This window comes from Kitasatospora sp. NPDC090091 (genome assembly GCF_044747365.1).
In the GTDB taxonomy this organism is placed as follows: Bacteria; Actinomycetota; Actinomycetes; order Streptomycetales; family Streptomycetaceae; genus Kitasatospora.
Genome location: NZ_JBIVDY010000006.1, coordinates 117,408 through 141,388, shown reverse-complemented (window position 1 = coordinate 141,388; position 23,981 = coordinate 117,408). Strand labels below are relative to the sequence as shown.

The following is a 23,981-nucleotide window of genomic DNA, read 5'->3' as shown; positions in this document are numbered from 1 at the left end:
TCGCTCTCATGATCGGGCTTGCAGGGCTGCTGCTCAGCGGCTGCTCGGCCGGCGGCTCGTCCTTCGAGGCAACCCAGGACGACATTCTCGGGACGTGGACAAATCAGAAGGGGGCGCATCTCGTCATCGAGGCTGGTGGAACCTTCCGTTCGGATCGGATCACCAAGGCGGTCTCGCTCCAGGACGGATGCGCCCAGGCCCTTGCCGCAGGGAAATGGCTACTTCTGAATGATCAGACGCATGTGGCGAGGACGAGCGATCCAAAGGGTTCAGGCATCAGCCTGATGCCCAGCGGAAAGGGCGAGCAGCTCGCCTGCGGCATCTCTGCGAGCATCAAGAAGGATGACGGCGGGATGAACCTGTGCCTGGTCGAGGATCCTGACCAGACCTGCGGAGACGAACAGCTGCTCCGCAAGTCCCCGACTGGATGATCTCCCTCATCCGGCAGTCGCCCGAGGCCTGTCCGGTTGATCGCCGGGGAGACCCCGGAGGGCCCGACACAGCCTGCTGAGAGCGTCCCGTCCGATATCGGACGGGACGCTCTTGTCGTACACAGATGTTCCCACCTACGAAACGTCGACCCCGATGTCCCACCTGGGTAAGACGACGTCAAACACATAGGGCGCAAGGAGAAGACGAGCTACTGACGTCCGGGCGATCATCCACTACGGTCAAGGAGTTCTGGTGCAGTTCCTGGTGTGCTTGATCCCGATGCTCCTGGGCATAGCCGTCGTCACGGATTTCCGCGGGATCAGCAAGTTCTAATGCAGCCGAGTAGCAGGTCCTCGGCGAACGGGCCCGCCCGCGTGCACGTTGTCGCGGGGTGGGTGTTCATCGCCATCTCGGTGTACGGCCTGGTCTATGGCGTGATCGGGCTCGTGAAGGGCTGAGGGAGCGCGACCGGCGCCGCTCAGGAGTGCCCCGTCCGGGATACCGGGCGGGGCACTCCTGTTTGTGCTCCGCGCCCCGTCTACGGGCGGAGTTGGATGGCGAGGGAGAGGGTGTAGCCGACCAGGGCGGCGAAGAAGGTGACGGCGGTGAGGTAGCGGGGGGTGAAGGGGAGGCCGGCGAGGGCGGGGTAGAGGAGGACGGCGATGCCCGCGGCGAGGTCGGCGGCGTAGAGGCCGCGGGGTGGGACGAGGCCGGTGGTGTGGGAGGCCCAGCCGGTCGCGATGAGGAAGCTGGTGAGGAGGATGAAGCCGGAGAGCAGGCCGGAGCCGATGCTGGAGAGGGTGGCGTGCGGCTCGGGCGGGACTTCGCCCCTGGGGACGGCGGGGCGCAGGCGGTGGGCGACGGCGAGGGCCGTGACGGCGACGGCCACCGCGGCGGCGGCGCTGAACAGGGGCCCGGGGTTCATCGGCGGCTCCGGTGGATCGGGGGGTGGTGGCCGACCGCCGCGGCGAGGGCGGCGGGGAGCAGGGTGACGACCAGGACGACGGCCGTCCAGGCCGCCGGGTCGAGGGCGGGTGCGCCCGGGACGGCGGCAGCGGGCGGGGGTGCGGCGACGACCACGGCGGTGCCGGTGGAATTCGTGGGCTGCGGGGCCGCCGGGGGAAGCGGTGCGGGCAGCGGCGGTTCGGGCGGGGCTGATGGAGAGTCGGGCGGGATGGCGAAAGCGGTGTGCGGTGGGGCGGGCCGGGCCGGTACAACCGGTGAGGGCGACGCTCCGACGAGTACCGGTACGACCCACGCGGACGGCGACGGCGTTGGTACGGCGGCCGGTGCAGGCGGAGACGGTGGCCGCGTGGCCGCCGGTGCGGACGGCGAGGGTGCGGCAGTCACCGCTGGGGAGGCGGTCGGGCAGTGCGGCACCGACGGCAGGTCAGGCGGCTCAGGCGGACTCGGTGGTTCAGGCGGATCGGGCACCGGCGGCGGGTGCAGTGTCGGCGGGGCCGGTGGGGACGGGAGGCCCGGCAACGGCGGCGGGGCCGGTAGGCCGGTGGCATGGTCCATCGCCCGATTCTCCGACTGTCCGCACCTCCCGCGGCAGGTGCGGACGGGCCTCGGGCCGCGCACCCGCCGCAAACCCGTCGCAGTGGTGAACTTCCCGCCGCCGGGCCGCGAACGGGCGGGCGCCGGCGGGGAACCTGTTCGGCCGTCAGGCGCGAAAGGGCGGACGCGCCCTCGTGCGCGGTGTAAGGGTCGTGACATACTCCGGGCGTGACGACTTCCACCTCTGCGACGAGGGCCCTGCGGGCCGCGGTGTTCACCGCGCTCGCCGTGCCGCTGTCCGCGCTGGGGCAGGTCGTCATCACCGGTCGCCCGCTGCCGCTGACCCTGGTGGTCGCCGCGACCGGCGTCGTCTTCCTGGTTGCGGCCGCGCTGGCCGGCGGGGAGCGGCGGTTGCTGCACATCTCGGCCGTGCTGGTGCCGGTCGAGCTGCTGCTGAACACGACCTTCAACCTCGGCCAGGCGGGCTGTGGCCCGGTCCTCGGGCCGGAGCACGTCTCCGCGCGCGGCATGAACCTGCTGGTGTGCGGCGGCGGTTCGGTGGACGGCTCGCTGTTCTCGGGGCAGTTGGGGCACGGCGGGCCGTTCCCGCCGGCGCTGACCCAGCTGCTCGTCCTGGTGGTCCACCTGCTGGTCGCGTTGGCCGCCGCCGTCTGGCTGCGGCTGGGCGACTCCGCGCTGTCGGGCCTGGCCCGGGCGCTGCGGGTGCTGGGCGAGTCGCTCGCGGCCCCGCTGCGGGCGCTGTTCGCGCTGCTGGCGCCGGTGGCGGTCCGCCCGGTGCTGCGGGTGCCGCTGCCGGTCTCGGACCTCCCGCGGCCGCGCCGCGAGGACGTGGCGGTCGCCCCGGCGCCGCGTCGTGGGCCGCCCGCCTTCGCGCCTGCCTGCTGACGCCCTCGTCCCGGACGAGCGGCGGACCGGCTGAGGCCCGGATGAACCGTCCGACCCGCTGAGGCCCGACGGCGCCAACGGCCCCGCCGAGGCCCGCCGCTCCCCCGCAGGCAGTGCGCACGACTCCCGCGTTCACCGACCGAGCCCCCTCGTCCCCGCGCAGCCGCGAGCGCCCCGCGCCGTCGCCGCGCCGAGGCGGGCACCCCTGCGCGCACCCGCGCGCCGCGTCACGGAGTTGACCCACCATGGCCCAGACCGACAGCACCCCCACGACCGCCGGCAAGCAGCCCGCCGACAAGAAGCCCAGCCGCAAGTACGCCGAGAAGATCAGTGCCCGCGAGCGGATCCAGGAGGCGCAGCGCCTGGAGCGGCTGGCCGCCCAGCGCCGCCGGCGGATCGTGGTCGCCGTCTCCGCCGTCGCCGTCCTCGCCCTGGCGGGCGGCACGACGCTGGCGATCAGCGCGGCGGGTGACGGCAAGTCGTCCGCCGAATCCGCCGCCGGCGAGCCGACCGCGCTGGTCGTGCCCGCCAACGCCACCGGCCCGGACGGGACGGTGATCACCTACGGAAAGGCGGACGCCCCGCACACGCTGCAGGTGTTCGAGGACTTCCGCTGCCCGGTGTGCAAGACCTTCGAGTCGACCAACGGCGAGACGGTCAAGAAGCTCACCGACGACGGCACGGTCAAGGTGGAGTACCACCTGGCGGCGTTCCTGGACAAGAACCTCGGCGGCAAGGGCTCGCGCACCGCGCTGGCCGCGGTCGGCGCCGCGCTCAACGAGGGCGTGGACAAGTTCAAGCAGTACCACGACGTGCTCTACGCCAACCAGCCGGAGGAGCGCGAGGACGGCTTCGGCAGCGTCAACCACCTGCTGGACCTGGCCGAGCAGGTGCCGGGGCTGAAGACGGACGCCTTCGTCAAGGCGGTCACCGAGCGCACCTACGCGCCGTGGGCGGCGAAGGTCGCGGAGGCGTTCAACAGCAGCGGGGTGACGGGCACGCCGACGGTGAAGCTGGACGACAAGCCGATCACCCTGTTCAGCGCGAACCGCCCGGTGACGCCGGAGCAGTTCACCGCGCAGGTGAAGCAGGCCGCGGGCTTGCAGTGAGCACCACCGGCCCGGCCGAATTCCCGGCCGGGCCGGCCCTTCTCACCCACCGGAGTGCTCTGCCATGACCGCCCCGACCGCTGTGAACCCCCGCCGTCCCGCGCCCGCCGACGACCGCGCCGACGCCGCTGCGGCGCCCGGCGCCACGATCGGCGCGAGCCGCGCGTTCTCGCTGCTCCTCCTCCTCGGTGCCCTGCTCGGGCTGGCCGCCTCGGCCGTTCTGACCTTCGACAAGCTCCGCATCCTGGAGAACCCCTCGTACGTCCCCAGCTGCAACCTCAATCCGGTGATCAGCTGCGGTTCGGTGATGCGCACCGAGCAGGCCGAGGTGTTCGGCTTCCCGAACCCGCTGCTCGGCCTGGCCGCCTTCGGCGCACTGGCCGCGATCGGTGCGGGCCTGCTGGCGGGTGCGGCCTTCCGCCGCTGGTTCTGGTGGGGTCTGCAGGCGGGCACCGTGCTCGGCGTCGTCTTCGCGCACTGGCTGATCGACCAGGCGCTGTACGACATCGGCGCGCTCTGCCCGTACTGCATGGTGGTCTGGGCGGCGGTGGTGGTGCTGTGCTGGTACACCACCCTGCACAACCTGCGCTCGGGGGCGATCCCGGTCGGGCCGCGGACGGCGGTGGTGGTCCGCGAGGCCGCGCGCTACCACTGGGCGCTGCCGGTGCTGTGGGCGGCGGTGATCGCACTGCTGGTGCTCAACCGGTTCTGGTACTACTGGTCCACCCTGCTCTGAGCCGCCCCTGCGGCCCGCACCTGCACCCAGGCCTCCCGCCTGCACAGCGCCTTCCGCCCGCACAGCGCCTTCCGCCGGGTCAGCCGAACACCGCCCGGCGGAAGGCGTTGCGCAGGTCGGTGAGCGGCTGCAGCTCGCGGCCGTAGTGGACCTTGTTGGTGAGCAGCAGCGCCCAGCGGCCGAGCCGCCGGGAGAGCCAGATCCCGGTGCCGGTGAAGCCGTAGTGGACGAAGGTGCCCTCGGCGGGATCGGTGCCGGGGGCGCAGAGCCAGGAGAGTCCGCGGGCCGGGGCCAGACCGCCGGTCTGTTCGCGCAGCGACTCGGCGGTCCACGGCCCGGCCCAGTCCAGTGCGCCCGGCGGGTCCAACAGGGCGGTGAGGAAGCGTTCGAGGTCCCGGCCGGTGGAGAAGGCGCCCGCGTTGCCGGAGACGCCGCCGAGCAGCCGGGCGGACGGGTCGTGGACGACGCCGCGCAGGTGAGCGCCGGCCGCCCGGTCGTACTCGGTGGGCGCGGTGCGGGCGGTGTCGGCCGGGCCGAGCGGGCCGAAGCAGGTGTCGGCCATGCCGAGCGGCCGCCAGACCTGCCGGGCGGCGAGTTCGTCGAGCGGGGAGCCGGCCAGCGATTCGACCAGGTGGCCGAGCAGGACCGCGGCCCGGTCGGTGTACTCGACGGCGGTCCCGGGCGGCCGGTACAGCGGGGCGGCGAGGACGCCGGCCAGCACGGCGGCCCGGTCCCGGCCGTAGAGCGCCTCGAAGTTGGTGCGCAGCGGCATGCCCGCGGTATGGGACAGAAGTTGACGGGCCGTCACATCACCCGCCGGTTGGCCGGCCGCGGCCGGCCAGTAGCTGCCGAGGGGGCGGTCGAGCGGGAGCCGGCCGGCCTGCCGGAGGGCGCCGGCGCACGGCCAGAGCGCGACGATCTTGGTGAGGCTGGCCAGGTCGAAGAGGGTGTCGGGGCCCATCTCCTCTCGGGCGTACGGACCCTGGCCGAGGACCCCGGTGCTGCCGCGGCCATGGGTGCCGGCGGCGTCGCCGACGGCCCAGACCGCGCCGGTGCCGACGGTGCGCGCCCCGTCCGCGACCAGCCGCTCCAGCGGCCCGCCGGACGCCGCGAGAACGGGCAAGGGGGCCGACGTGGGCAAGGGGGCGGGCCGGGGCAGGGACGACCGCCCGGGCGACGGGGCCGGACCGCGCACCGGGCCCGGCCGGGCGGAGGCGTCCGGTCGCGTCTGCTCGTCCATGCCTGCCCCCGCCCGCTCGGCCGTCGGTCCGCCGGGAGCCTACCCGGCGGGCGCCGGGTCAGACGGCGGACTCGCCGCCGAACTCCTTGCCCAGGCAGATGCTCTGCGGGTGCTCGCGGTAGATGCCGAACTTCTGGATCGGCCCGTACCCCTCGGAGGTGTAGAGCGCGATCGCCTCGGGCTGCTCGGTTCCGGTCTCCAGGACGATCCTGGTCCGTCCGGCGGCGGCTGCGGTCTGCTCCAGCCGGCTCAGCACCGCCCGCGCGAGGCCGCGACCCCGGGCGGAGGGCACCACGAACATCCGCTTCAGCTCGGCGTCGCCGTCCCGCAGGCCGTGCGGGTCGGCCCGCTTGGCGCGCCAGCCGCCGCAGGCGACCGGCCGGTCCCCGAGGTAGGCGATCAGGAACAGGCCGGCCGGCTGCTCGAAGTCGTCCGGGTGCAGCACGGTGAGGTCCCCGTCGCCGTAGCGCCGGACGTACTCCTCCTGCACCTCCGCCGAGAGGCGCTGCGCGTCGGGGTGGCCGTAGCCGGTGACGCGGATCTCGACGGCGTCGCCCTTGGCGTCGCGCAGGACGGTGGTGTCGGTGGTGCCGGTTTCCATGGCCGAGGTGCTCTCCATGGTTGAAAAGCCTACGACCTCCGGTCAGCGGCCCTCGAACCGGGCGATCAGCTCCTCCTTGCCGAACATCCGGGCGGTGTCGACGGCGGACGGGGTGCCGGCCTGCGGGTCGGCGCCGGCGGCCAGCAGGGCGTCGAGCACGTCGCCGGCTCCCTTGAAGACGGCGCCGGCCAGCGGCGTCTGGCCGCGGTCGTTGGCCCGGTCCGGATCGGCGCCGCGGTCCAGCAGCGCCGTGACCGTGGCGGCGTGGCCGTGGTAGGCGGCGAGCATCAGCAGGGTGTCGCCGCGGTCGTTGGTGAGGTCGGCGGGGGCGCCGGCGTCGACGTAGGCCTTGAGGGTCTCGGTGTCACCGGCCCGGGCGGCGTCGAACAGCTTGCCGGCGAGCGCGATCACCTCGGCGTCGGGGGCGTCGGCGGGCTGCTGGCTGGCGGCGTCGGTCATGGCTGGCCTCTCTTGCGTGTGCGGTCTCTCTGCCGTGCTGCGGTCTGTCCGCACCGTAACGGCCGGACCGGCCTTGATCCAGCACTCGTCCGGATTGCGGATGTACGGCGAGCGCCTTTCCCCGGCCCGACATGCGGGCGGAAGGGCCGCACAGCCATTCGAGCGAACTTTCGGTGACCCCCGGAAGCCTCCCGCCCGCCCGGCGGGAATGCCTCGCCGCGCCGGAAGGAAGCGCCGGACCGCCCCCGCCGGGGCGGTTCGCATACCTCCGCCCGGCGCCCGGGTCGGCATTGCCGGGAGAAACCACCCATTTGCGCCGTTCCATCATCTATTACTTTTTGTCACGATTGTGGCACTTTCCGTGACACCGCCCCTCCCTGTCCCCCTCCCCGAGGAGCAGAACGTGATCCTCTCGATTTCCGGCATCGTCCTGTTCGGCACCATCGCCTTTCTCTTCTTCCGTCGGGACGGACTAAAGGTCTCGCACGCGATCGTCTGCGCCCTCTTCGGCTTCTACGTGGCCGGCTCCTCCATCGCCCCCAGCATCACCGCGGGCGGCGCCAGCCTGGCGAGCCTGCTCGGCGGCATCAAGTTCTAGCGCCGCCACTCCCCGTACGGGCCCGGGCGCGGATCCCACCGCCCCGGGCCCCGTCGTACCGCTGAACCACACCGAAGCGCGGGACCGCAGGACCGCTGAAGAACCCGTCCCCCGAAACCCGACCGTCCCACTCGCCCGGGGAGTCAAGGAATGCCGCTCAACCTCCATCTCAGCAAGGGCCGCGACCTCGCCCGCACAGCCGGCGACCACGCCTCCGACATGTTCGCGCCGCTCACCGTCATCGGACGCGGCCTGCGCCACCACTCCGGCTGGGCCAAGGCCCGCTGGCAGGCCACCCCGAAGGAGCGGCGCGGGCCGACGGTCTTCCTGGTCGCCGCGATGGGCCTGGGCATCTACCTGCTGCCGCACGGCCTGCTGTTCGCCCTGATCGCACTGATGGCGAGCGCGGCCTGGGTCGGCCGGGCGCCCAAGGCGGCGCCGGCGGCGCCCGAGCCGGACGTCGCGGACATCAAGCTCACCGCCCTCTACGCGGCCCTCACCCCGTACCTGGCCGGGCCCGAGGACCTCAACCCGCTCTACCGCCACGAGGGCAGCTACAAGGACGTCTTCCGCTCCTGGGAGTTCGACGGCGAGGGCCGGCTCTCCCGGCTCGAGCTGGCCTACCCGGCGTACTTCACCGACACTGAGCCCGCCGCCCGGGCCCGGATCGAGCAGGTGGTCCAGGGCAAGGCCGGGCGGGCCCGGGAGTACCGCTTCGACTGGGACGAGGAGTCCAACAAGCTGCGGATCGCCGCCCTCGCCCCGCTGCCCACCGACATCGCGGTGCAGCGCTTCGTCACCGCCCCCGGCGAGATCGTGCTCGGCTTCACCGACGAGGACGGCAGCGCCCGCACCATCCCGGTCGGCCAGGGCGGGGCGGTCACCCAGCAGCCGCCGGTGGTCTGGCGCACCGGCCCGCGTTCGGCCGAACCGCACCTGCTGGCCCTCGGCACGGCCGGCTACGGCACCTCCAGCCTGATCCGCTCGATCGCGCTGCAGGCGCTCCCCTTCGCCGACCTGGTGGTGATCGACGGCGCCGGCACCGGCGAGCACGCCTGCCTGGTGAACCGGCCCGGCGTGCACACCGTGGAGACCAGCCTGCACGGCGCGCTGGCCGCCCTGGAGTGGGCCGCCCAGGAGACCGAGCGCCGGCTGACCGCGCTGAACGCCTCCCGGCACGCCGGGATCGCACCGCCCGAGGACGTCACCCGGCCACTCTGGCTGCTGCTCGACCACCCGACCGAGCTGAGCGAGCTGGCCCACGCCGAGGGCCGGCCGGATCCGCAGGACCTGCTGGAGCTGCCGCTCCGGCACGGCCGCGCCGCCCGGGTCACCGTGGTGATCGCCGACGACGTCGAGGCCCGCGACCGGATCACCCCGACCGTCCGGGCCACCACCCGGGCCCGGGTCCTGCTCGGCCCGACCGGCCCGGAGGAGGGCCACGCCGCGCTCGGCGCGCCGCTGGACATCGTGCCCGCCGCGCACGCCCCCGCCGGCCGCGGCTACGCCCGGATCGGCAACAGCGGGCCGGTCCGGCTCCAGGTGCCGGCCACCGTCGACCCGCTCGACGAGGAGGCGCCGGCCTCGCTGCGCGACGCGGTGATCGCGCTGCTGCCGCACCGGGACACCCGGACCGAGGCGGCCGCGCCGACCGAGGTGCCGCCGCGCCCGGTCGTCCCGCCGGCGGTCATGCCGGTGGTCCCGATCGTGCCGGCGGAGCCGTCGGCGGAGGGGCGCTCGGGCGTCGACCTGGGCAAGGAGCACCCCGCCCTGCGGTTCCGTCCGCTCGCCTGAGCGGCGCCGGGGACCGGGGCGGCGCCCACCGCCGGAACCCGCCCCGGTACGCTCGTGAGGAGACCGCCGCCGGATCGCCGGATGTGAAATAGGTGACACCTGGGGTGATATCACCGGCCAGATGTGACAAATCGGGCGCTGGTGGGTACAAACAGGGGCGGCACGACAGACGACGCATGTCCCGGGACGGGAATCTTCGTCGGAAGCCGAGCGTTGACCGAACGACGAAGAACAGCGACCACTAGTCCTGTGGGCCATAAGCCCGGGAGGCACGATTCATGAGCGAGCGAGCTCTCCGCGGCACGCGACTCGGGGCCACTAGCTACGAGACCGACCGTGGTATCGATCTGGCTCCCCGCCAGACCGTCGAGTATGCATGTCAGAACGGACACCGATTCGAGGTTCCCTTCTCGGTCGAGGCGGAGATCCCCTCGGCCTGGGAATGCCGCTTCTGCGGGCAGGAAGCGGTGCTTCTCGACGGTGACGAGCCGGAGGAGAAGAAGACCAAGCCCACGCGTACCCATTGGGACATGCTGATGGAGCGCCGGACGCGCGAGGAGCTGGAGGAGGTGCTGGCCGAGCGGCTGGCCGTGCTCCGCTCCGGTGGGATGAACCTCGCGGTGCACCCGCGGGACACCCGCAAGAGCGCCTGACCCCGCCCCCGCCACCCGGCGGGAGCACGCGAAAAGGGACCCTGGTCACCAGGGTCCCTTTCGCGTTGTCCGGGCGCGTTGTCCGGAGCCGGTCGCGTCGTCGCGCCGGGGGGAACGGCGGCCGCCGTGGGTCGGCGGCCGGGGGAACGGCGGCGCCCGCCCGGTCGCGGGGACCGGACGGGCGCAGCGGGACGGGCGGAGGAGCGACGGACGGCGGGCGGCCGGGGCTCAGCCGGCCAGCGGCGGGCGGTAGGTGGTGTCCGGGCCCTGCGGGCCACCCGGGCCGGCGCCCGGCTCGACCACCTCGCCCTGGATCACCTTGCCGTCCGGGCGGTGGATGCGCAGCTGCTCCTGCAGCCGCATCGCGTCCGCCAACGGGTCGGTGCCGACGGCGGAGGTGCTCCGCAGCGCCTTGTCGGCGAAGCGCCGCCCGGCGGCCCGCCAGAGCGCCCGGGTCGGCGGGAAGAGCAGGGTCAGCGCCAGGACGTCGGAGAGGAAGCCCGGCACGATCAGCAGCAGGCCGGCCAGCACGGTCAGGCTGGTGCCGGTCTGCGGCTGCTGCGACTTCGGGTCCCGGCTCTGGTCGATCGCCGCGGACAGCGCCTTCGCGCCGGCTCGCTTGATCAGCGAGCCGCCGATCAGCGCGCCCGCGAGCAGGAGCAGCACCACGGTCAGGCCGCCCAGCCACGAGCCCACCTGGACCAGCAGCCAGATCTCCAGGACCAGCCAGACGGTGATCAGCAGCGGCAGCACCCGCCGGAGCTTTCCACGCCGGGCCGGACGGGCGGGGGTGTCTTGCTGGGTCACGGTACGAACTCACTCCAAGCGGTGCTCTGCGCGCCGCACGGGAGGTCCGGGCCGGCTACGGCACCACCTGGTCCAACGGTCCCCGGTCGTCCGGTGTTCCGGCCCCGTCGCGCGGGCGGGTCACCCGGCGGCGGCCGATCAGCACGGCGGCGCCGCAGGCGAGCAGGCCGCCGACGGCCAGCGTCCACTCCGGTGCGGCGCCGACCTCGTCGGCCACCGTGGTGCCGTCGCGCAGCGGGACGGTCGCGGAGAGCTCGGCCGCGGTCAGCTCCTCGGTGCGCTGCTGCACGGTGCCGTCGGGCGCGATCACGGCGCTGATGCCGCTGGTGGCGGCGATCAGCACGGCCCGGCCGTGCTCCACCGCGCGCAGCCGGGACATCGCCAGCTGCTGCTCGGGCTGGCCGGTCTTGGCGTAGGTGGCGTTGTTGGTCTGGACGACCAGCACCCGGGCGCCCTTGTCGACGGTGTCGCGGACGATCTCGTCGTACGCCACCTCGAAGCAGATCACGTCGCCGATCCTGGCCGGGCCGAGCTGCATGACGCCGTTGTGGTCGCCGGGGTAGAAGTCGCGGGCGACGCGCTGGAGGCGGGTGATCACCTTCATCAGCTGGTCGCGGAAGGGCACGTACTCGCCGAACGGCACCGGGTGCTGCTTGGTGTAGGAGGCGCCGGGGCCGGTCTTCGGGTCCCAGACGATGCCCTCGTTCTGGACGTGCTGCTCGTCCGGGCCGTCCACCAGGGTGCCGACCAGGGTGGGCACGCCGATCGCCTTCACGGCGTCGTCGATGCGCCGGTAGGCCAGCGGGTCGCTGAACGGGTCGAGGTCGGAGGAGTTCTCCGGCCAGATCACGATGTCCGGCTTCTCGGCCCTGCCCGCCTTGATGTCGGCGGCGAGCTTCTCGGTGGCGGCGGCGTGGTTGTTGAGGACCATCATCGGGCGGCCGAGGAAGTCCATGCCGGGGTTGGGCACGTTGCCCTGGATCACCGCGACCTTGACGGTGTCGGCCGCGGCGGTCGGCACCGGGACGACGTAGCCGGCGAGCAGGGTGGCGACCGCGCCGAGGGCGGCCAGCGCGGCGGCCTTCGGCGCCCGGCGCGGGCCGCGCAGCCGCAGGGCGGCCCAGCCCAGCAGGGCGCCGGCCAGGGCGACGGCAAAGGTCACCAGCGGCGCGCCGCCGAGCGCGGCGAGCGGGGTGAACGGCGTGGCGGTGTTGGCGAAGGCCAGCCGGCCCCAGGGGAAGCCGCCCAGCGGGAGCCGGTCGCGCGCCCACTCCTGGGTGACCCAGAGGCAGGCCGCCCAGAGCGGCCACCCGGGCAGCCGGGAGGTGAGCGCCAGGCCCGCGCCGAGGGCCGCCAGGAAGAGGGCCTCGACGATCGACAGGCCGATGGTGGCGTCCCAGCCGACCACCCGCAGCCAGCTGAGCAGCAGCAGGAAGAACGGCAGGCCGAAGGCGAAGCCGGTCCAGGCGCCCTGCCGGACGGTGCGGCCCAGGGTGAGCAGCGAGAGCGCGGCGACGCCGACCAGGGAGAGCGGCCAGAGGTCGAACGGCGGGAAGGCGAGCGCGAGCAGCAGGCCGGCCAGGACGGCCAGCCCGGTGCGCGGCAGCCCGGCCCGGACCTTGGCGACGGCGCGGGCGGCACGGCCGGACGGGGCCGGAACCGCGACCGGCCTGGGTTCCGACCGCTCGGCCTGGAAGGGCAGTGCCACGGCGCACCATTTCTCTCGGCGCGGCGCCGCGGGTGCGGGGCCGACTGTTCGGACGCTGTCCGAAGAAGGTACCCCGGAATGACATCAGGCCGTGAGGTCAGGGTGCTCGGCCGGGGCCGGGGCCCGTCCGGTGGATCTTGTCGGCGCGTGGCCGACCGGACGGGCCTGCCGGTGGGGCCGGACCGACCTTCCGGCGCGGCCGGCCCCACCGCACCCGGCCCTGCCCGGACGCCCTGGCTCCTCGGTTCCCGGACGCCCGGACGCCCCGGCTCCCGGGCTCCCGGGCTCCCCTACGGCAGCCGCTGGTCGGCCGCCCGGTGGACCGTCCGGCCGCGGACGACGGTGCGCAGGCAGGCCGGCAGCGGACGGCCGGGGGTGAGGTCGGGCAGGCCCGGGGTGCCGGAGCGGGGGTCGGTGGACCAGCCGGCCACCCGGGAGTCGGGGGCCTGGACGACCAGCTCGTCCGCGGCCCAGATCGCGTAGCTGGCGACCGCGCCGGGGACGAGGACGCCGTCCTGGTCCCGGCCGATGGCGCGCCAGCCGCCACGGGTGTGGGCGGTGAACGCGGCGCGGACCGAGATCCGGTGCTCCGCGGTCCGGTGGAAGGCGGCCGCGCGGACGGTGCCCCACGGGTCGAGCGGGGTGACTGGGGCGTCCGAGCCGAAGGCCAGCGGGACACCGGCCCGCAGCAGCGCGGCGAAGGGGTTGAGCGCGGCCGCCCGCCCGGCGCCGAGCCGCTGGGCGTACATGCCGTCCGGCCCGCCCCAGGCGGCGTCGAAGGCGGGCTGGACGGAGGCGGTCAGGCCGAGCTCGGCGAAGGCGGCGACGGACTTCTCGTCCAGCGCCTCGGCGTGCTCGACCCGGTGGCGCAGCGCCTTGACCCGGCCGGCGCCGACCCGCTCCCCCGCGGCCCGCACGCCGTCCAGGACGGCGGTGATCGCGGCGTCGCCGATGGCGTGGAACCCGGCCTGCAGACCGGCCTCGGTGCAGGCGGCGACGTGGTCGGCGACCTGCTCGGCGGTCAGGTAGGCGGTGCCGGTGTGGTCGGCGTCGGCGTAGGGGGTGTGCAGGCAGGCGGTGTGCGAGCCGAGCGCGCCGTCGACGAAGAGGTCACCGCCGGCGCCCACCGCGCCGAGCCGGCGGGCGGTCTCGACGCCGCCCGACTCGCCCCAGTAGCCGAAGACTTCGGGCCCGTCGCCGGCGGCGGCGAGCTCCAGCAGGGCGGCCAGGTCCTGCTCGGAGGAGATCTCCGGGCCGGCGCACTCGTGCAGCGCACCGATGCCGAGCTCGGCGGCGCGGGCCAGGGTGGCGTGCTGGGCGCGCCGGCGCTGCTCGGGGGTGAGGTGGGCGAGCGCGGTCCGCCGGACGGCGTGGTGGGCGTCGCGGGTGAGCGGGCCGTCGGCGCTGTGGCCGGGGCGGTCGGCCAGGCCCTCGGTGAGGGCGCGCAGCGCGCTGGTGGCGAGCGCCGAGTGCACGTCGGTGCGGGAGAGGTAGACGGCGGCGCCCCCGGCGGCCGCGTCCAGCTCGGCGAGGGTGGGCGGGCGCCCCTCGGGCCAGCCGGTCTCGTCCCAGCCGTGACCGATCAGCACACCGCCGGTCCCCTCCTGCGCGGCGACGAAGGCGGTGACGGCCGTCAGGGCGGCGGCCAGCGAGGGGCTGCCGGTGAGGTCGAGGCCGGTGAGCGCCAGTCCGGTGGAGGTGGCGTGCACGTGGGCGTCGACGAAGGCGGGGGTGACCAGGGCTCCGTCCAGTTCGACGATCTCGTCCGCGAGATCGGCGTACGCCTCGGCGGCGCCGTCGCTGCCGACCCAGGCGACGTGCTCGCCCTCGACGAGCATCGCCGTGGCGAAGGGGTCGGCGGGGCTGTAGACGGCGCCGCCGCGCAGCAGGACGGTCCGTGGGCCCCTCCTGCCCGAGAGCGGGCCAGGAGGGAGGGTGCGTTCGGTCATGCGCCTAAGTCTGCACCTCGTCGGACGTACTCAGAGCTTCGGGGGCCGCGCCTCGTACGGGGTGGAGAGGACGACGGTGGTGCGGGTGGAGACGCCGGCCGCGCTGCGGATGCGGGCGAGCAGGTCCTCCAGGTCGCCGGGGGCGCCGACACGGACCTTGAGGATGTAGTTCTCGTCGCCGGCGACGCTGTGGCAGGCCTCGATCTCCGGCAGCCCGGCGAGGCGCTCGGGGGTGTCGTCGGGGGCGCTGGGGTCGAACGGTTTGACCGAGATGAAGGCGGTGAGCGCCAGGTCGACGGCGTCCGGATCGATGATCGCGGTGTAGCCGCGGATGACGCCGCGCTGCTCCAGGCGGCGCACCCGCTGGTGCACCGCCGAGGTGGACAGGCCGGTGGCCTTGCCCAGGTCCGTGTAGCTCATCCGGCCGTCCTGGAGGAGCAGCTGGACGATGCGTTGGTCGAGATCCTCCACAAGGCGCAAACCTACCCGGTCGACGGCGCGTGCGGCGCCAGGGCGGGAGCGTGCGGTGGCACGCGCGGTCGCACGGCGTGCCGGGCGGCACATGCCGGGCGAATGTGGCGAAGGACACACCCGGTGCATCACGGTGCGCCGGCCTGCAGGGTTATGAGTCCGCGTCGCAGGGAAGTGCTGGTTGTGGCCCCGGGCGACCACGCCGGGCCCGATCCGAGGGGGATCACCATGCGTGCCACTGACCAGCGTTCGTTGAGCGCAGACGACACCCACGATATGACCGACCGCGAGGACCTCGCGGTCCCGTCCGACCCCGCGCCGGGGATGGACCCGGGCGAGGGGGACACCTGGGAGATCATCCGGGTGCACTGCCCCGAGTGCCGGCGCCCGATCGCCCTCGTGGGCGACGAGGAGCGGCTGCCGCAGCACGCGGTGCTGCCGACCGCCTGGCACCCCTTCTCCCCCGCGCTCTGCCCGGGTTCGGGCGCGCCGACGGACGACCTGGCCGAGGTGGAGACCGCGGAGGACGCCGAACCCACCGGCCTGGAGGCCCTGTTGACGCTCCCGGCCGAACTCGACTGGCGCACCCAGCCGTTCTCGCACGCGGTGGCGCACCGCCCGGTGCGTGCGGCGACGGCACCGGTCATCCCGGAGCAGCGTTCGCGCGCCCGGCTGGCCCGCCGCTGAGGCTCCCGACCGCCCGCGCCGGCCGCCCCGGCGCGGCCCCGGCGGCCGTCCGGCCCGCCGGAAGCACGACTTGAGCGACCGGCGCCGACGCGCACGTGAAGCAGGACAACGGAGAAGCAGAGCAACAGAGCAGAGCGACAAGCAGATCGAACCTGTCGGCCCGTCACCGTTGACCGGTGGCGGGTCACTTGCACGCCCGGCCGACGACCGGCCGCAGCGCCGCCGGGAGGCCACCCCCGGTCCGCCGGTCCCGCTACGGAGCTGCCTCCGCAATTCCCCGGCACCGTAATTCCGGTGGAATGCGCGCACAATGGCGCAGCGTTCCGCTCGCGGTAATCCCGCACAAAGACATGGGACCGCTCCGTGCGAATCCCGCCGAACCCCCGATAGTCACCCCCGTGAACGAACCGGAGGCCGTTTCCACGCGATGGCTGAAACCGGCCCCTCGATCGACCCGAGCCGGACTCTACGCGGCACATGACAAGATCGTCAACGGTCGACGCGCCGGTCCGCCCCCGACCGCGCCACGCCTCGCCGGCGCCGCCGCCAGGTCGCCCCGGGGCGACTCTTCCCAGGTCAGACGGCCTGGGCTATATTCACCCGATGCCGCCCGGGCAGGCCGCCACGATCCCTGGCCCCATCCTCGCGGCCGGCCCCACCACCCGCGGCACACCGCCACCTTGACCGACCGTCACCGGGGCGCCCACGCCTGAGCCGCCAGACGAGCCGGCAGGGCGGAGGGGACTGTCACACGAGTCACATTGCCCAGGTCAGCGGTTGTGCATGCACCTGTCATGATTTACTCTCGCTGCACCGCCCGGGGCGTCGTCCTACGCCCCGCGGCTCGCCGACTCCGCCGCAATCGACCCGGCGCGGAGCGAACGGCGGCACCACCGGCCCGTCGGCCGGTGCCGGGGCGTCCGGCCCCGCGACTGCGGCACCCTTTCGCCGCCCTGCATTCCGTTCCCGCCTTTCATTCCTTTTCGCCATGCCGAAGTTTGGAGCCCCACCGTGACCTCCCGTCAGGAAATCACCGATTCCGTGGTACTGCGCCTGCGCCAGATCCTGCCCAGCCTCGGCGAGGACGGCGTGGTGGAGGACAAGGACCTGCGCGACTACCCGGAGTTCGACTCGCTGGGCATTCTTGAGGTCCTGGTCTGGCTGGAGGGCGAGTTCAGCGTCACCATCCCGGACGAGGAGCTGAGCGTCGACAACTTCAACTCCATCGGGAAGATCGTCGACTACGTCGTCGCCCACCAGTAGCCCTCGATCGCCGGCGGTTCACCGCCGGCCCGCCCGTCATTGGAGTCGGACGATGGAGATCTTCACCCTCGCGGACCTGCTCGCGGTCCGTGCGGTGACCCACGGCGCCAGCCCCGCCGTGCGCCACCGTGGGGAGGCGCTGGACTACCGCGGCCTGTCGGTGCTCGCGGAGGGCGCAGCCGCGGCGCTGGCCGAGCGCGGTGTGCAGCCGGGCGACCGGGTCGCGATCCTGCTGCCCAACTCGGCGGCGTGCCTGGCCTGGTTCTTCGGTACCCAGCGGCTCGGCGCGGTGGCCGTCGTCGTGAACGACTCGCTGAAGGCCCGGCAGATCGAGCACATCGTCCGGCACAGCGGTGCCAAGGCGGTGGTGACCGGCGGGCGGCTGCGGGGGCTGCTCGGCGGTCTGGCCGGGGAGGTCCCGGTACTCGACGCCGCCGTGCCCGACGCGCCCGCCGGCGCCTGCGGCCGGGACCGGGACCGGGACGGCGTCCCGGCCCCCGAGGGCGGTGGTGCGGCCGGGCCGAGCGGGCGCGACCTCGCCGCGCTCGTCTACACCTCCGGCTCGACCGGCCGTCCCAAGGGCGTCATGGTCACCCAGGCCAACCTGGTCGCGGGCGCCCGGATCGTCGCCGACTACCTGCGGCTCACCCCGGCCGACCGCACCCTGTCACTGTTGCCGTGGAGCTTCGACGCGGGGCTCAACCAGGTGCTCGCCACGTTCTGGGCCGGCGGCACCCTGGTGATCGGCGACGCGGTGTTCGCACCCCGGATCTGCCGCGAGCTCGCCGCCGAGCGGATCACCGGCCTGGCCGGCGTCCCCCCGCTCTGGGAGCTGCTGGTCAACCGGCCCTCACCGTTCCTCGACCTGGACCTGCCCGACCTGCGGTACGTCACCAACACCGGCGGGGCGCTGCGCACCGGCACCCTGGCGCGGATCCGCGCCGCCCACCCCGGCACCGACGTCTACCTCATGTACGGGCTCACCGAGGCGTTCCGCTCCACCTACCTGCCGCCGGAGCTGGTCGACACCCACCCCGACTCGATCGGCCGGGCCGTCCCCGACACCGAGATCCTGGTGCTCGACGAGCACGGGCGCCGGTGCGGGCCGGGCGAGACCGGTGAACTGGTGCACCGCGGGCCGACCGTGGCGGCCGGGTACTGGCGCGACCCGGAGGCCACCGCTCGGGTCTTCCGGCCGTACCCGTTCGCCCCCGAGGGCGCGGTGCCGGAGTACGTGGTCCACTCCGGGGACTACGTGCGCCGCGACGAGCAGGGGTTCCTCAGCTACCTGGGCCGGCGCGACGAGCAGTTCAAGTCGCGCGGGTTCCGGGTCAATCCGACCGAGATCGAGTCCGGGCTGCTCGCCTCCGGGCTGCTCTCGGCGGCCGTGGTCTTCGCCGACGCCTCCGCGGAACCGGACCCGGGCATCGTCGCCGCGGTGGTGCCGGTCGACCCGGCGTCCTTCCGGCCGGACGACCTGGCCGCGCACGTCCGTGCCCAGCTGCCGGGCTACCAGCAGCCGGACCGGTTCCACGTGCTGGAGACACTGCCGCGCACCGGCTCCGGCAAGGCCGACCGCGCCCTGGTCAAGGCCCGCTACGCGGGCGGGCCGGACGCCGCCGCGCCGACGGAAGCCACACCGACGGAAGCCACACCGACGGGAGCCGGCCGTGACCGCGACTGACACCCCGGCCGCGCCGGACGAGGAGGCGCTGCTCGCCGAGCCGCTGGAACGGTTCGGCGCGCTGCACGCAGCAGCCCTGCGCCGCTCCGGCGGCGTCATCGACCTCTCCTACCCCAACCCGCTGGTCCACCGCGATCCGCGCGCCTTCGAGCTGCTGCGGGGGCTGCTCGACGGGACGGGGCAGGACGCGCTGCAGTACACGCCGTTCGGCGGGGGCACGGTGGCCCGGCGCAAGGCGGCCGCCGCGCTCGCCGCCCGGACCGGCGTCGCGCTGGGGTACCGCGACCTGCTGCTCACCCCGGGCGCGACCGCCGCCCTGAACACCGCGCTGGCCGCACTGTTCGCCCCCGGTGACGAGGTGCTGGTGGTGACCCCGTGCTGGATGGACTACTTCCTGTACCTGCGCCGGCTGGGGCTGCGGGCCACGGCGGTGCCGTCCGGGCCGGACAAGCGGCTCGACCTCGACGCACTCGCCGCCGCCCTCGGGCCGCGCACCGCCGGGGTGATCATCAGCCAGCCGGTCTGCCCCACCGGAGTGCTGCACGACGCCGGTGAACTCGCCGCACTCGCCCGCGTCCTGGAGGCGGCGGGGGCCCGGCACGGCCGGCGCCCGGTGCTGATCAGCGACGAGGTGCACCGCGACCAGAACTGGGGCGGCACGGCGTTCACCAGTCCGATGCGGCTGTACCCGGACACCGTCAGCCTCTACTCCTACGGCAAGGCCTGGTCGCTCCAGGGGCAGCGCACCGGCTACCTCGCCCTCGGGCCCGGGCTGGCGCACGCGCCGCAGGTCCGGGTGCGCGCCGAGCGGGCTCTGCGCTCCCTCGGGCACTGCGCACCGACCGCGCTGATGCAGCGGCTGGTCGAGCGGATCGCCGGCCTCACCCCGGACTGCGCGGCCCTGCGCAAGGACCAGCAGGCGCTGCGCGCCCTGCTGACCGGCCTCGGCTACCGGGTCGTCCCCGGCGAGGCGACGGCGTTCCTCTACGCGCGCTGCCCGGGAGGGCTCGGCGACTGGGAGTTCACCGAGCTCCTCGCCGGCCGGGGTGTGATCGCGATGCCGTCGTCGCTGTTCCACGAAGAGGGGTATTTCCGACTGGCCCTGAACGTCGGCCCGGAGCGTTTCGGGGAAATCTCCCGGAGCCTGCGCGCGGCCTTCGAAATCGCCACCCCGAACGGTTCGGACACGCCCCGCCGAGCCGGTCCGAACCGCGCCCCGAAGAACTGAACCGAGCAAGGCAGGGAAAGCATGGAAACCATCACCACCCCCCGTGACGTCGAATCCGCGGAATCCACGGGGACGACCGCCGGATTCGGCGCGGAATCCGCCGTGGACGCCGCCGCCGTCGCGGAGATCCTGGAGCGCTTCGTCCGGACCGAGGGCCGGATCGAGGACGGCGACCCGGACTTCACCCGGCAGGTCGACCTCTTCGCCTCCGGCTACCTCGACTCGCTGGGCACCGTGCACCTGATCAACCACATCGAGGAGCGGTTCCGGCTGGAGCTCGACGACGACGCGCTGGCGGACCCGTCCTTCGGCAGCATCGACGGGATCAGCGCGATCGTCGCCGCGGGGCTGCGGCACGCCGGCCGCGCGGGGAGCTGAGCGGTGGACCTCAGCCTCTTCTACTTCGCCGACGACGCCGACGACGGCACCGGGCCCGACGCGGCGGGCCGCTACCGGCTGCTCCTGGAGGGCGCCCGGTTCGCCGACGCACACGGCTTCACCGCGGTCTGGACGCCGGAGCGGCACTTCCACCGGTTCGGCGGCAACTACCCCAACCCGGCGGTCACCGGCGCCGCCGTCGCGGCCTGCACCGAGCGGATCGCGATCAGGGCCGGCAGCGTCGTCGCCCCGCTCCACCACGTGCTGCGGATCGCCGAGGACTGGGCGGTGGTGGACGGCCTCTCCGGCGGCCGGGCCGGCCTCTCCCTGGCCTCGGGCTGGAACGAGGACGACTTCGTGCTGCGGCCCGAGGGCTACGCCGACCGCGCCCGCACCGTGGTCGAGTCGATCGACACGCTGCGCCGGCTCTGGCGCGGCGAGCGCCTCGCGGACGCGGACGGCCGCGGCGAGGGCCCGCGGATCTACCCGCTGCCGGTCCGCGGCGAGCTGCCCATGTGGCTGACCAGCTCGGGCAACCCGGAGACCTTCCGGGCAGCCGGCCGGGCCGGGGTCGGCGTGCTGACGCACCTGGCCGGCCAGGACCTCGCCGGCCTCGCCGAGCGGACCGCGGAGTACCGGCGCGCGTTCGCGGCGGCCGGACACGCCGGGGACGGGCACGTGGTGCTGATGGTGCACACCCGCCTCGGCCCCGACACCGAGGCCGTCACCGCCGAGGTGCGCGGGCCGCTGCAGGACTACCTGGTCAGCGCGCTGACCCTGTTCGGCCCCGCGGACGCGGCCTCCTGGAGCCCGGCCCGCACCCGGGCCGCCGTCCGCCCGGCGATGGAGCGCTACCTGCGCGGGGGCTGCGGGCTGTTCGGCACCGTCGAGCGGGCCGAGGAGCTGGTGGACCGGTACCGACGGGCCGGCGTCGACGAGATCGCCTGCCTGATCGACTTCGGCCTGCCCGCCGACGCGGTTCTGGACGGCCTGGAGCACCTCGCCGAACTTCGCCGCCGGCTCGCCGCGCCGGCTCCGGCCGGCGAATCCTCCGGGAATTCTCCCGGCACCGGGGAGAACAGGGCTGGTCAGCACCCCTAATCTCTTGTACGGTACATGATCAGAGTCATTTGGCCGCGCCTTTCCGCGTTATCGCGAATTCCGCGCGCGGCGGCGGGCGCCGAGTTCCGTCCGCACCTACCAGCACGTCGGGGGAAATCCGTGGGCAACAATTCCGGGCGTTATCCGCTGTGGGAACTCCTGGAGCGTCCCAGCACGTTCGGGCGGCGGGAGTACTCCGCGGTGCGCGCGGAGGGCACCCGGGTGCTCTTCGCCGACGGCCGGTGGCGCCAGTGCGCCACCAGCGGCCTGTGGAACGTCAACCTCGGGTACGGCAACCGCGCCGTCGCCGAGGCCGTCCACACGGCGCTGCTGGAGTCCTCCTACTTCTCGCTCTTCCGCTCCGGGCACGAGCCCGCCGTCGCCGCCTCGCGCGCCCTGCTGGACGTCTGCGGCCCCGAGCACTTCGGCCGGGTGGTGCACTCCACCTCCGGCAGCGCGGCCAACGACCTGACCATGAAGCTGGCCCGTCAGTACTGGGCGCTGCACCGCCAGTTCCGGCGGCGGGTCGTCGTCGGCCTCAAGGGCAGCTACCACGGTCTGACGTACGGCAGCCACGGCCTCACCGGCATGTCGCTGGGCCAGAGCTACTACGGCGTCGACCAGCGGCTGATCCGGCACGTCAGCCACGAGGACCCGGCCGAGCTGGAGGAGCTGCTGCGGGCCGAGGGCGAGCAGATCGCGGCCGTGGTGGTCGAGCCGGTGCTCGGCACCGGGGCACTGCCGCTGCCCGAGCCGATGCTCGCCGCGCTGGCGCGCCTCCGCGCCGAGTACGGCTTCCTGCTGGTGGCCGACGAGGTCGCCACCGGCTTCGGCCGCACCGGCTCCTACTTCGCCTCGCAGAACTGGCCGGAGCCGCCGGACATCATGCTCGCCTCCAAGGGCATGACCAACGGCACGTGCGCCGCCGCCGCGGTGGTCGTCTCGCACGCCGTCTGCGACGTCTTCGACCGGCACGACGCCGCCCTCACCCACGCCGAGACCCAGGCCGGGGCGCCCCCCACCTGCGCCGCGATCCTCGCCACCATCGAGGAGATGGAGCGCCTGCGGGCACTGGAGCAGGCCGCCGCCGTCACCGCCGAGCTGGACGGTCTGCTCGCCGAGCTGGCCGCCCACCCGCTGGTCGCGGGCGACAACGGCCTCGGCTGCTTCCGGGCGCTGCGGCTCGGCGTCAACGGAGCCGACCTGCCGGAGCAGGCCGTGCGACGGGTGATGGACGAGGTCCGGGAGGCCGGGGCGCTGGTGTCCGCGGGGCCCAGTCGCCTCCAGCTCGCTCCCGCCCTGGTGTACCGGGACGCCGACCTGGAGCTGCTCGCCGCCGCCCTGCGCACCGGTCTGGACCGCTCCGCCGAGTGGCTGCTCGACGGGGAGGCGACCGGCGCATGACCGACGCCCCGACCGCGCCCCCGGCCGCGGCCCCGACCTGCCCGCACGCCGCCACCGCGGTGGGCTGGAGCTTCCCGGTGCCGCGCGCGCAGCCCTGCGACCCGCCGACCGAGTACCGGACCGCGGACGGCGAGCCGATCCGGCGGGTGCCGCTCAGCTACGGCGGCGAGGCCTGGCTGGTGACCGGTTACAAGCAGGCGCGGACCGTCCTGGCCGACCACCACGGCTTCAGCTCCGACTCCACCCTGCCCGGCTACCCGGCCTTCCCGCTCTCCTCCAAGCGGACCGTCCCCGGCCACTTCCTCTCCATGGACCCGCCGCAGCACACCCGGCTGCGCCAGCTGGTCGCCGCCGAGTTCAGCGGCTCCCGGGTCCGGGCCCTGCGGCCCGCACTGGCCGCCTCGGCCGAGGAGCTGATCGACCGGATGACCGCGGCGGGCGGCCCGCAGGACCTCGTCTCCGCCCTCGCCGTCCCGCTGCCCGCGCTCAGCGCCTCGCAGATGCTCGGCACCCCGCTCGCCGACCGGGACTTCTTCCTCGTCTGCACCCGCGACCTCCAGACCCACGACGCCACGGTCGCCCAGCGGGTCCTGGCGGCCGGGAAGATGAACCAGTACCTGGAGCAGCTCTTCACCGCCAAGCGCACCGGCACCGACCAGGACCTCTTCAGCCGGCTCGCCCGCAGCCTGGACGACGGCGTCCTGACCATGGCCGAGCTGGTGGGCGTGGCCAACCTGATCGTCGTCGCCGGGCTGGAGACCACCGCCGGCCTGTTCTCGCTCACCATGCTGTCGCTGCTCGCCGACCCGCGGCAGGGCGACCTGGTCCGCGAGGACCCCGAGCGCCTGGCCGGCCCGGCGGTCGCCGAGGCACTGCGCTACTGGACGCTGGTCCAGCACGGCGTCGCCCGGGTCGCCACCCGGGACGTCGAGCTCGGCGGCCGGCTGATCCGGGCCGGCGACGGCGTGGTGGTGCACCTGGCCACCGCCAACCGGGACCGCTCGGTCTTCGAGGAGCCCGACCGGTTCGACCTCGCCCGCGGCGTCCGCAGCCAGCTGGCCTTCGGGCACGGCATCCACCGCTGCCTCGGCAGCTTCCTCGCCCAGACCCAGACCGAGCTCGCCGTCGCCGCACTGATGCGGCGCCTGCCCGGGCTCCGGCTCGCCGAACCGCAGGCCGAACCCGCCTTCCTGGCCGAGATGCTCATCTACGGCCTGCGGAACCTGAACGTCACCTGGTGACCCGTCACCGGGAGCCACTACCAACGGAGGGG

The 23,981-nt window shown here is 74.2% G+C and carries 24 protein-coding genes; 15 read left to right on the top strand and 9 right to left on the bottom strand.

The annotated features are described in order from the left end of the window. The first annotated feature begins 8 nt into the window (after positions 1-8). Positions 9-431 (top strand): hypothetical protein, encoded by a 423-nt coding sequence (locus ACIPSC_RS12570; protein WP_400825180.1) that lies wholly within the window; start codon positions 9-11, stop codon positions 429-431. A 539-nt stretch (positions 432-970) separates the two neighbouring features. Here the strand turns inward: ACIPSC_RS12570 and ACIPSC_RS12565 are convergent. After that, the gene (locus ACIPSC_RS12565; protein ID WP_400825178.1) at positions 971-1,357 is read right to left on the bottom strand and encodes a hypothetical protein; all 387 of its coding nucleotides are present in this window, start codon (positions 1,355-1,357) and stop codon (positions 971-973) included. Beyond that, on the bottom strand, positions 1,354-1,512 hold the full coding sequence (locus ACIPSC_RS12560) for a hypothetical protein (protein WP_400825177.1): 159 nt from the start codon (positions 1,510-1,512) through the stop codon (positions 1,354-1,356). The genes ACIPSC_RS12565 and ACIPSC_RS12560 overlap by 4 nt, the downstream gene beginning before the upstream one ends. Positions 1,513-2,160: 648 nt before the next feature. On the opposite strand from ACIPSC_RS12560, the gene ACIPSC_RS12555 reads away from it, so the two are divergent. The 3 genes from ACIPSC_RS12555 to ACIPSC_RS12545 all read left to right on the top strand — a co-directional run bounded on the left by ACIPSC_RS12555 (position 2,161) and on the right by ACIPSC_RS12545 (position 4,683). Then, on the top strand, positions 2,161-2,838 hold the full coding sequence (locus ACIPSC_RS12555) for a hypothetical protein (protein ID WP_400825175.1): 678 nt from the start codon (positions 2,161-2,163) through the stop codon (positions 2,836-2,838). A 245-nt stretch (positions 2,839-3,083) separates the two neighbouring features. Then, entirely contained in the window at positions 3,084-3,947 is an 864-nt protein-coding gene (locus tag ACIPSC_RS12550; RefSeq protein WP_400825173.1) for a DsbA family protein, read from the top strand. Positions 3,948-4,011: 64 nt separating this feature from the next. Beyond that, complete coding sequence (locus ACIPSC_RS12545) at positions 4,012-4,683, top strand: vitamin K epoxide reductase family protein (protein ID WP_400825171.1); 672 nt, start codon at positions 4,012-4,014, stop codon at positions 4,681-4,683. 79 nt (positions 4,684-4,762) lie between these two features. Here the strand turns inward: ACIPSC_RS12545 and ACIPSC_RS12540 are convergent, their stop codons facing one another. The 3 genes from ACIPSC_RS12540 to ACIPSC_RS12530 all read right to left on the bottom strand — a co-directional run bounded on the left by ACIPSC_RS12540 (position 4,763) and on the right by ACIPSC_RS12530 (position 6,983). Next, positions 4,763-5,806 carry a serine hydrolase domain-containing protein gene (locus tag ACIPSC_RS12540; RefSeq protein ID WP_400825169.1) on the bottom strand — a complete coding sequence of 348 codons (1,044 nt, stop codon included), beginning with the start codon at positions 5,804-5,806 and terminating at the stop codon, positions 4,763-4,765. A gap of 175 nt (positions 5,807-5,981) precedes the next feature. Then, positions 5,982-6,524, bottom strand: a complete 543-nt coding sequence (locus ACIPSC_RS12535) for a GNAT family N-acetyltransferase (protein ID WP_400825527.1) — start codon at positions 6,522-6,524, stop codon at positions 5,982-5,984. A gap of 42 nt (positions 6,525-6,566) precedes the next feature. After that, positions 6,567-6,983: an ankyrin repeat domain-containing protein gene (locus tag ACIPSC_RS12530; RefSeq protein ID WP_400825167.1), complete on the bottom strand. Its 417-nt coding sequence runs from the start codon at positions 6,981-6,983 to the stop codon at positions 6,567-6,569. A 403-nt stretch (positions 6,984-7,386) separates the two neighbouring features. On the opposite strand from ACIPSC_RS12530, the gene ACIPSC_RS12525 reads away from it, so the two are divergent. From ACIPSC_RS12525 to ACIPSC_RS12515, 3 genes are all read left to right on the top strand, one after another. Beyond that, positions 7,387-7,581 (top strand): hypothetical protein, encoded by a 195-nt coding sequence (locus tag ACIPSC_RS12525; protein WP_238861855.1) that lies wholly within the window; start codon positions 7,387-7,389, stop codon positions 7,579-7,581. Positions 7,582-7,731: 150 nt separating this feature from the next. Next, entirely contained in the window at positions 7,732-9,375 is a 1,644-nt protein-coding gene (locus tag ACIPSC_RS12520; RefSeq protein ID WP_400825164.1) for a hypothetical protein, read from the top strand. Positions 9,376-9,653: 278 nt separating this feature from the next. Next, on the top strand, positions 9,654-10,028 hold the full coding sequence (locus ACIPSC_RS12515) for an RNA polymerase-binding protein RbpA (RefSeq protein WP_030396357.1): 375 nt from the start codon (positions 9,654-9,656) through the stop codon (positions 10,026-10,028). Positions 10,029-10,256: 228 nt separating this feature from the next. On the opposite strand, the gene fxsA is transcribed toward ACIPSC_RS12515, so the two are convergent. The 4 genes from fxsA to ACIPSC_RS12495 all read right to left on the bottom strand — a co-directional run bounded on the left by fxsA (position 10,257) and on the right by ACIPSC_RS12495 (position 14,963). After that, positions 10,257-10,835 carry an FxsA family membrane protein gene (gene fxsA / locus ACIPSC_RS12510; RefSeq protein ID WP_400825162.1) on the bottom strand — a complete coding sequence of 193 codons (579 nt, stop codon included), beginning with the start codon at positions 10,833-10,835 and terminating at the stop codon, positions 10,257-10,259. Positions 10,836-10,890: 55 nt separating this feature from the next. Next, a complete protein-coding gene (lnt, locus tag ACIPSC_RS12505; RefSeq protein ID WP_400825160.1) occupies positions 10,891-12,543 on the bottom strand; it encodes an apolipoprotein N-acyltransferase in 1,653 nt (550 codons plus the stop codon). A gap of 290 nt (positions 12,544-12,833) precedes the next feature. Further along, entirely contained in the window at positions 12,834-14,492 is a 1,659-nt protein-coding gene (locus ACIPSC_RS12500; protein ID WP_400825159.1) for an amidohydrolase, read from the bottom strand. 30 nt (positions 14,493-14,522) lie between these two features. After that, entirely contained in the window at positions 14,523-14,963 is a 441-nt protein-coding gene (locus ACIPSC_RS12495; protein WP_238861849.1) for an Lrp/AsnC family transcriptional regulator, read from the bottom strand. Between the two features lie 228 nt (positions 14,964-15,191). On the opposite strand from ACIPSC_RS12495, the gene ACIPSC_RS12490 reads away from it, so the two are divergent. From ACIPSC_RS12490 to ACIPSC_RS12455, 8 genes are all read left to right on the top strand, one after another. Then, positions 15,192-15,650, top strand: coding sequence for a hypothetical protein (locus tag ACIPSC_RS12490; protein ID WP_400825158.1), 459 nt, complete (start codon positions 15,192-15,194; stop codon positions 15,648-15,650). A gap of 1,011 nt (positions 15,651-16,661) precedes the next feature. Next, a complete protein-coding gene (locus ACIPSC_RS12485) occupies positions 16,662-16,913 on the top strand; it encodes an acyl carrier protein (RefSeq protein ID WP_400825157.1) in 252 nt (83 codons plus the stop codon). A gap of 52 nt (positions 16,914-16,965) precedes the next feature. Next, positions 16,966-18,597, top strand: coding sequence for an AMP-binding protein (locus ACIPSC_RS12480; RefSeq protein ID WP_400825156.1), 1,632 nt, complete (start codon positions 16,966-16,968; stop codon positions 18,595-18,597). Next, positions 18,584-19,825 carry an aminotransferase class I/II-fold pyridoxal phosphate-dependent enzyme gene (locus tag ACIPSC_RS12475; RefSeq protein ID WP_400825154.1) on the top strand — a complete coding sequence of 414 codons (1,242 nt, stop codon included), beginning with the start codon at positions 18,584-18,586 and terminating at the stop codon, positions 19,823-19,825. The genes ACIPSC_RS12480 and ACIPSC_RS12475 overlap by 14 nt, the downstream gene beginning before the upstream one ends. Before the next feature lie 21 nt (positions 19,826-19,846). Beyond that, positions 19,847-20,203 carry a phosphopantetheine-binding protein gene (locus ACIPSC_RS12470; protein ID WP_400825153.1) on the top strand — a complete coding sequence of 119 codons (357 nt, stop codon included), beginning with the start codon at positions 19,847-19,849 and terminating at the stop codon, positions 20,201-20,203. A gap of 3 nt (positions 20,204-20,206) precedes the next feature. After that, positions 20,207-21,304, top strand: coding sequence for a MupA/Atu3671 family FMN-dependent luciferase-like monooxygenase (locus tag ACIPSC_RS12465; protein ID WP_400825151.1), 1,098 nt, complete (start codon positions 20,207-20,209; stop codon positions 21,302-21,304). A gap of 120 nt (positions 21,305-21,424) precedes the next feature. Next, a complete protein-coding gene (mpaD, locus tag ACIPSC_RS12460) occupies positions 21,425-22,708 on the top strand; it encodes a daptide-type RiPP biosynthesis aminotransferase (RefSeq protein ID WP_400825150.1) in 1,284 nt (427 codons plus the stop codon). Continuing rightward, complete coding sequence (locus ACIPSC_RS12455) at positions 22,705-23,949, top strand: cytochrome P450 (RefSeq protein WP_400825149.1); 1,245 nt, start codon at positions 22,705-22,707, stop codon at positions 23,947-23,949. Before mpaD ends, ACIPSC_RS12455 begins: the two co-directional genes overlap by 4 nt. Positions 23,950-23,981 lie beyond the last annotated feature (32 nt).

Coding starts and splice junctions, on each gene's coding strand:
- ACIPSC_RS12570 (WP_400825180.1), top strand. CDS start 9: ATGATCGGGCTTGCAGGGCTGCTGCTCAGCGGCTGCTCGGCCGGCGGC.
- ACIPSC_RS12565 (WP_400825178.1), bottom strand. CDS start 1,357: ATGAACCCCGGGCCCCTGTTCAGCGCCGCCGCCGCGGTGGCCGTCGCC.
- ACIPSC_RS12550 (WP_400825173.1), top strand. CDS start 3,084: ATGGCCCAGACCGACAGCACCCCCACGACCGCCGGCAAGCAGCCCGCC.
- ACIPSC_RS12545 (WP_400825171.1), top strand. CDS start 4,012: ATGACCGCCCCGACCGCTGTGAACCCCCGCCGTCCCGCGCCCGCCGAC.
- ACIPSC_RS12535 (WP_400825527.1), bottom strand. CDS start 6,524: ATGGAAACCGGCACCACCGACACCACCGTCCTGCGCGACGCCAAGGGC.
- ACIPSC_RS12530 (WP_400825167.1), bottom strand. CDS start 6,983: ATGACCGACGCCGCCAGCCAGCAGCCCGCCGACGCCCCCGACGCCGAG.
- ACIPSC_RS12520 (WP_400825164.1), top strand. CDS start 7,732: ATGCCGCTCAACCTCCATCTCAGCAAGGGCCGCGACCTCGCCCGCACA.
- ACIPSC_RS12515 (WP_030396357.1), top strand. CDS start 9,654: ATGAGCGAGCGAGCTCTCCGCGGCACGCGACTCGGGGCCACTAGCTAC.
- ACIPSC_RS12500 (WP_400825159.1), bottom strand. CDS start 14,492: ATGACCGAACGCACCCTCCCTCCTGGCCCGCTCTCGGGCAGGAGGGGC.
- ACIPSC_RS12490 (WP_400825158.1), top strand. CDS start 15,192: ATGCGTGCCACTGACCAGCGTTCGTTGAGCGCAGACGACACCCACGAT.
- ACIPSC_RS12480 (WP_400825156.1), top strand. CDS start 16,966: ATGGAGATCTTCACCCTCGCGGACCTGCTCGCGGTCCGTGCGGTGACC.
- ACIPSC_RS12470 (WP_400825153.1), top strand. CDS start 19,847: ATGGAAACCATCACCACCCCCCGTGACGTCGAATCCGCGGAATCCACG.
- ACIPSC_RS12455 (WP_400825149.1), top strand. CDS start 22,705: ATGACCGACGCCCCGACCGCGCCCCCGGCCGCGGCCCCGACCTGCCCG.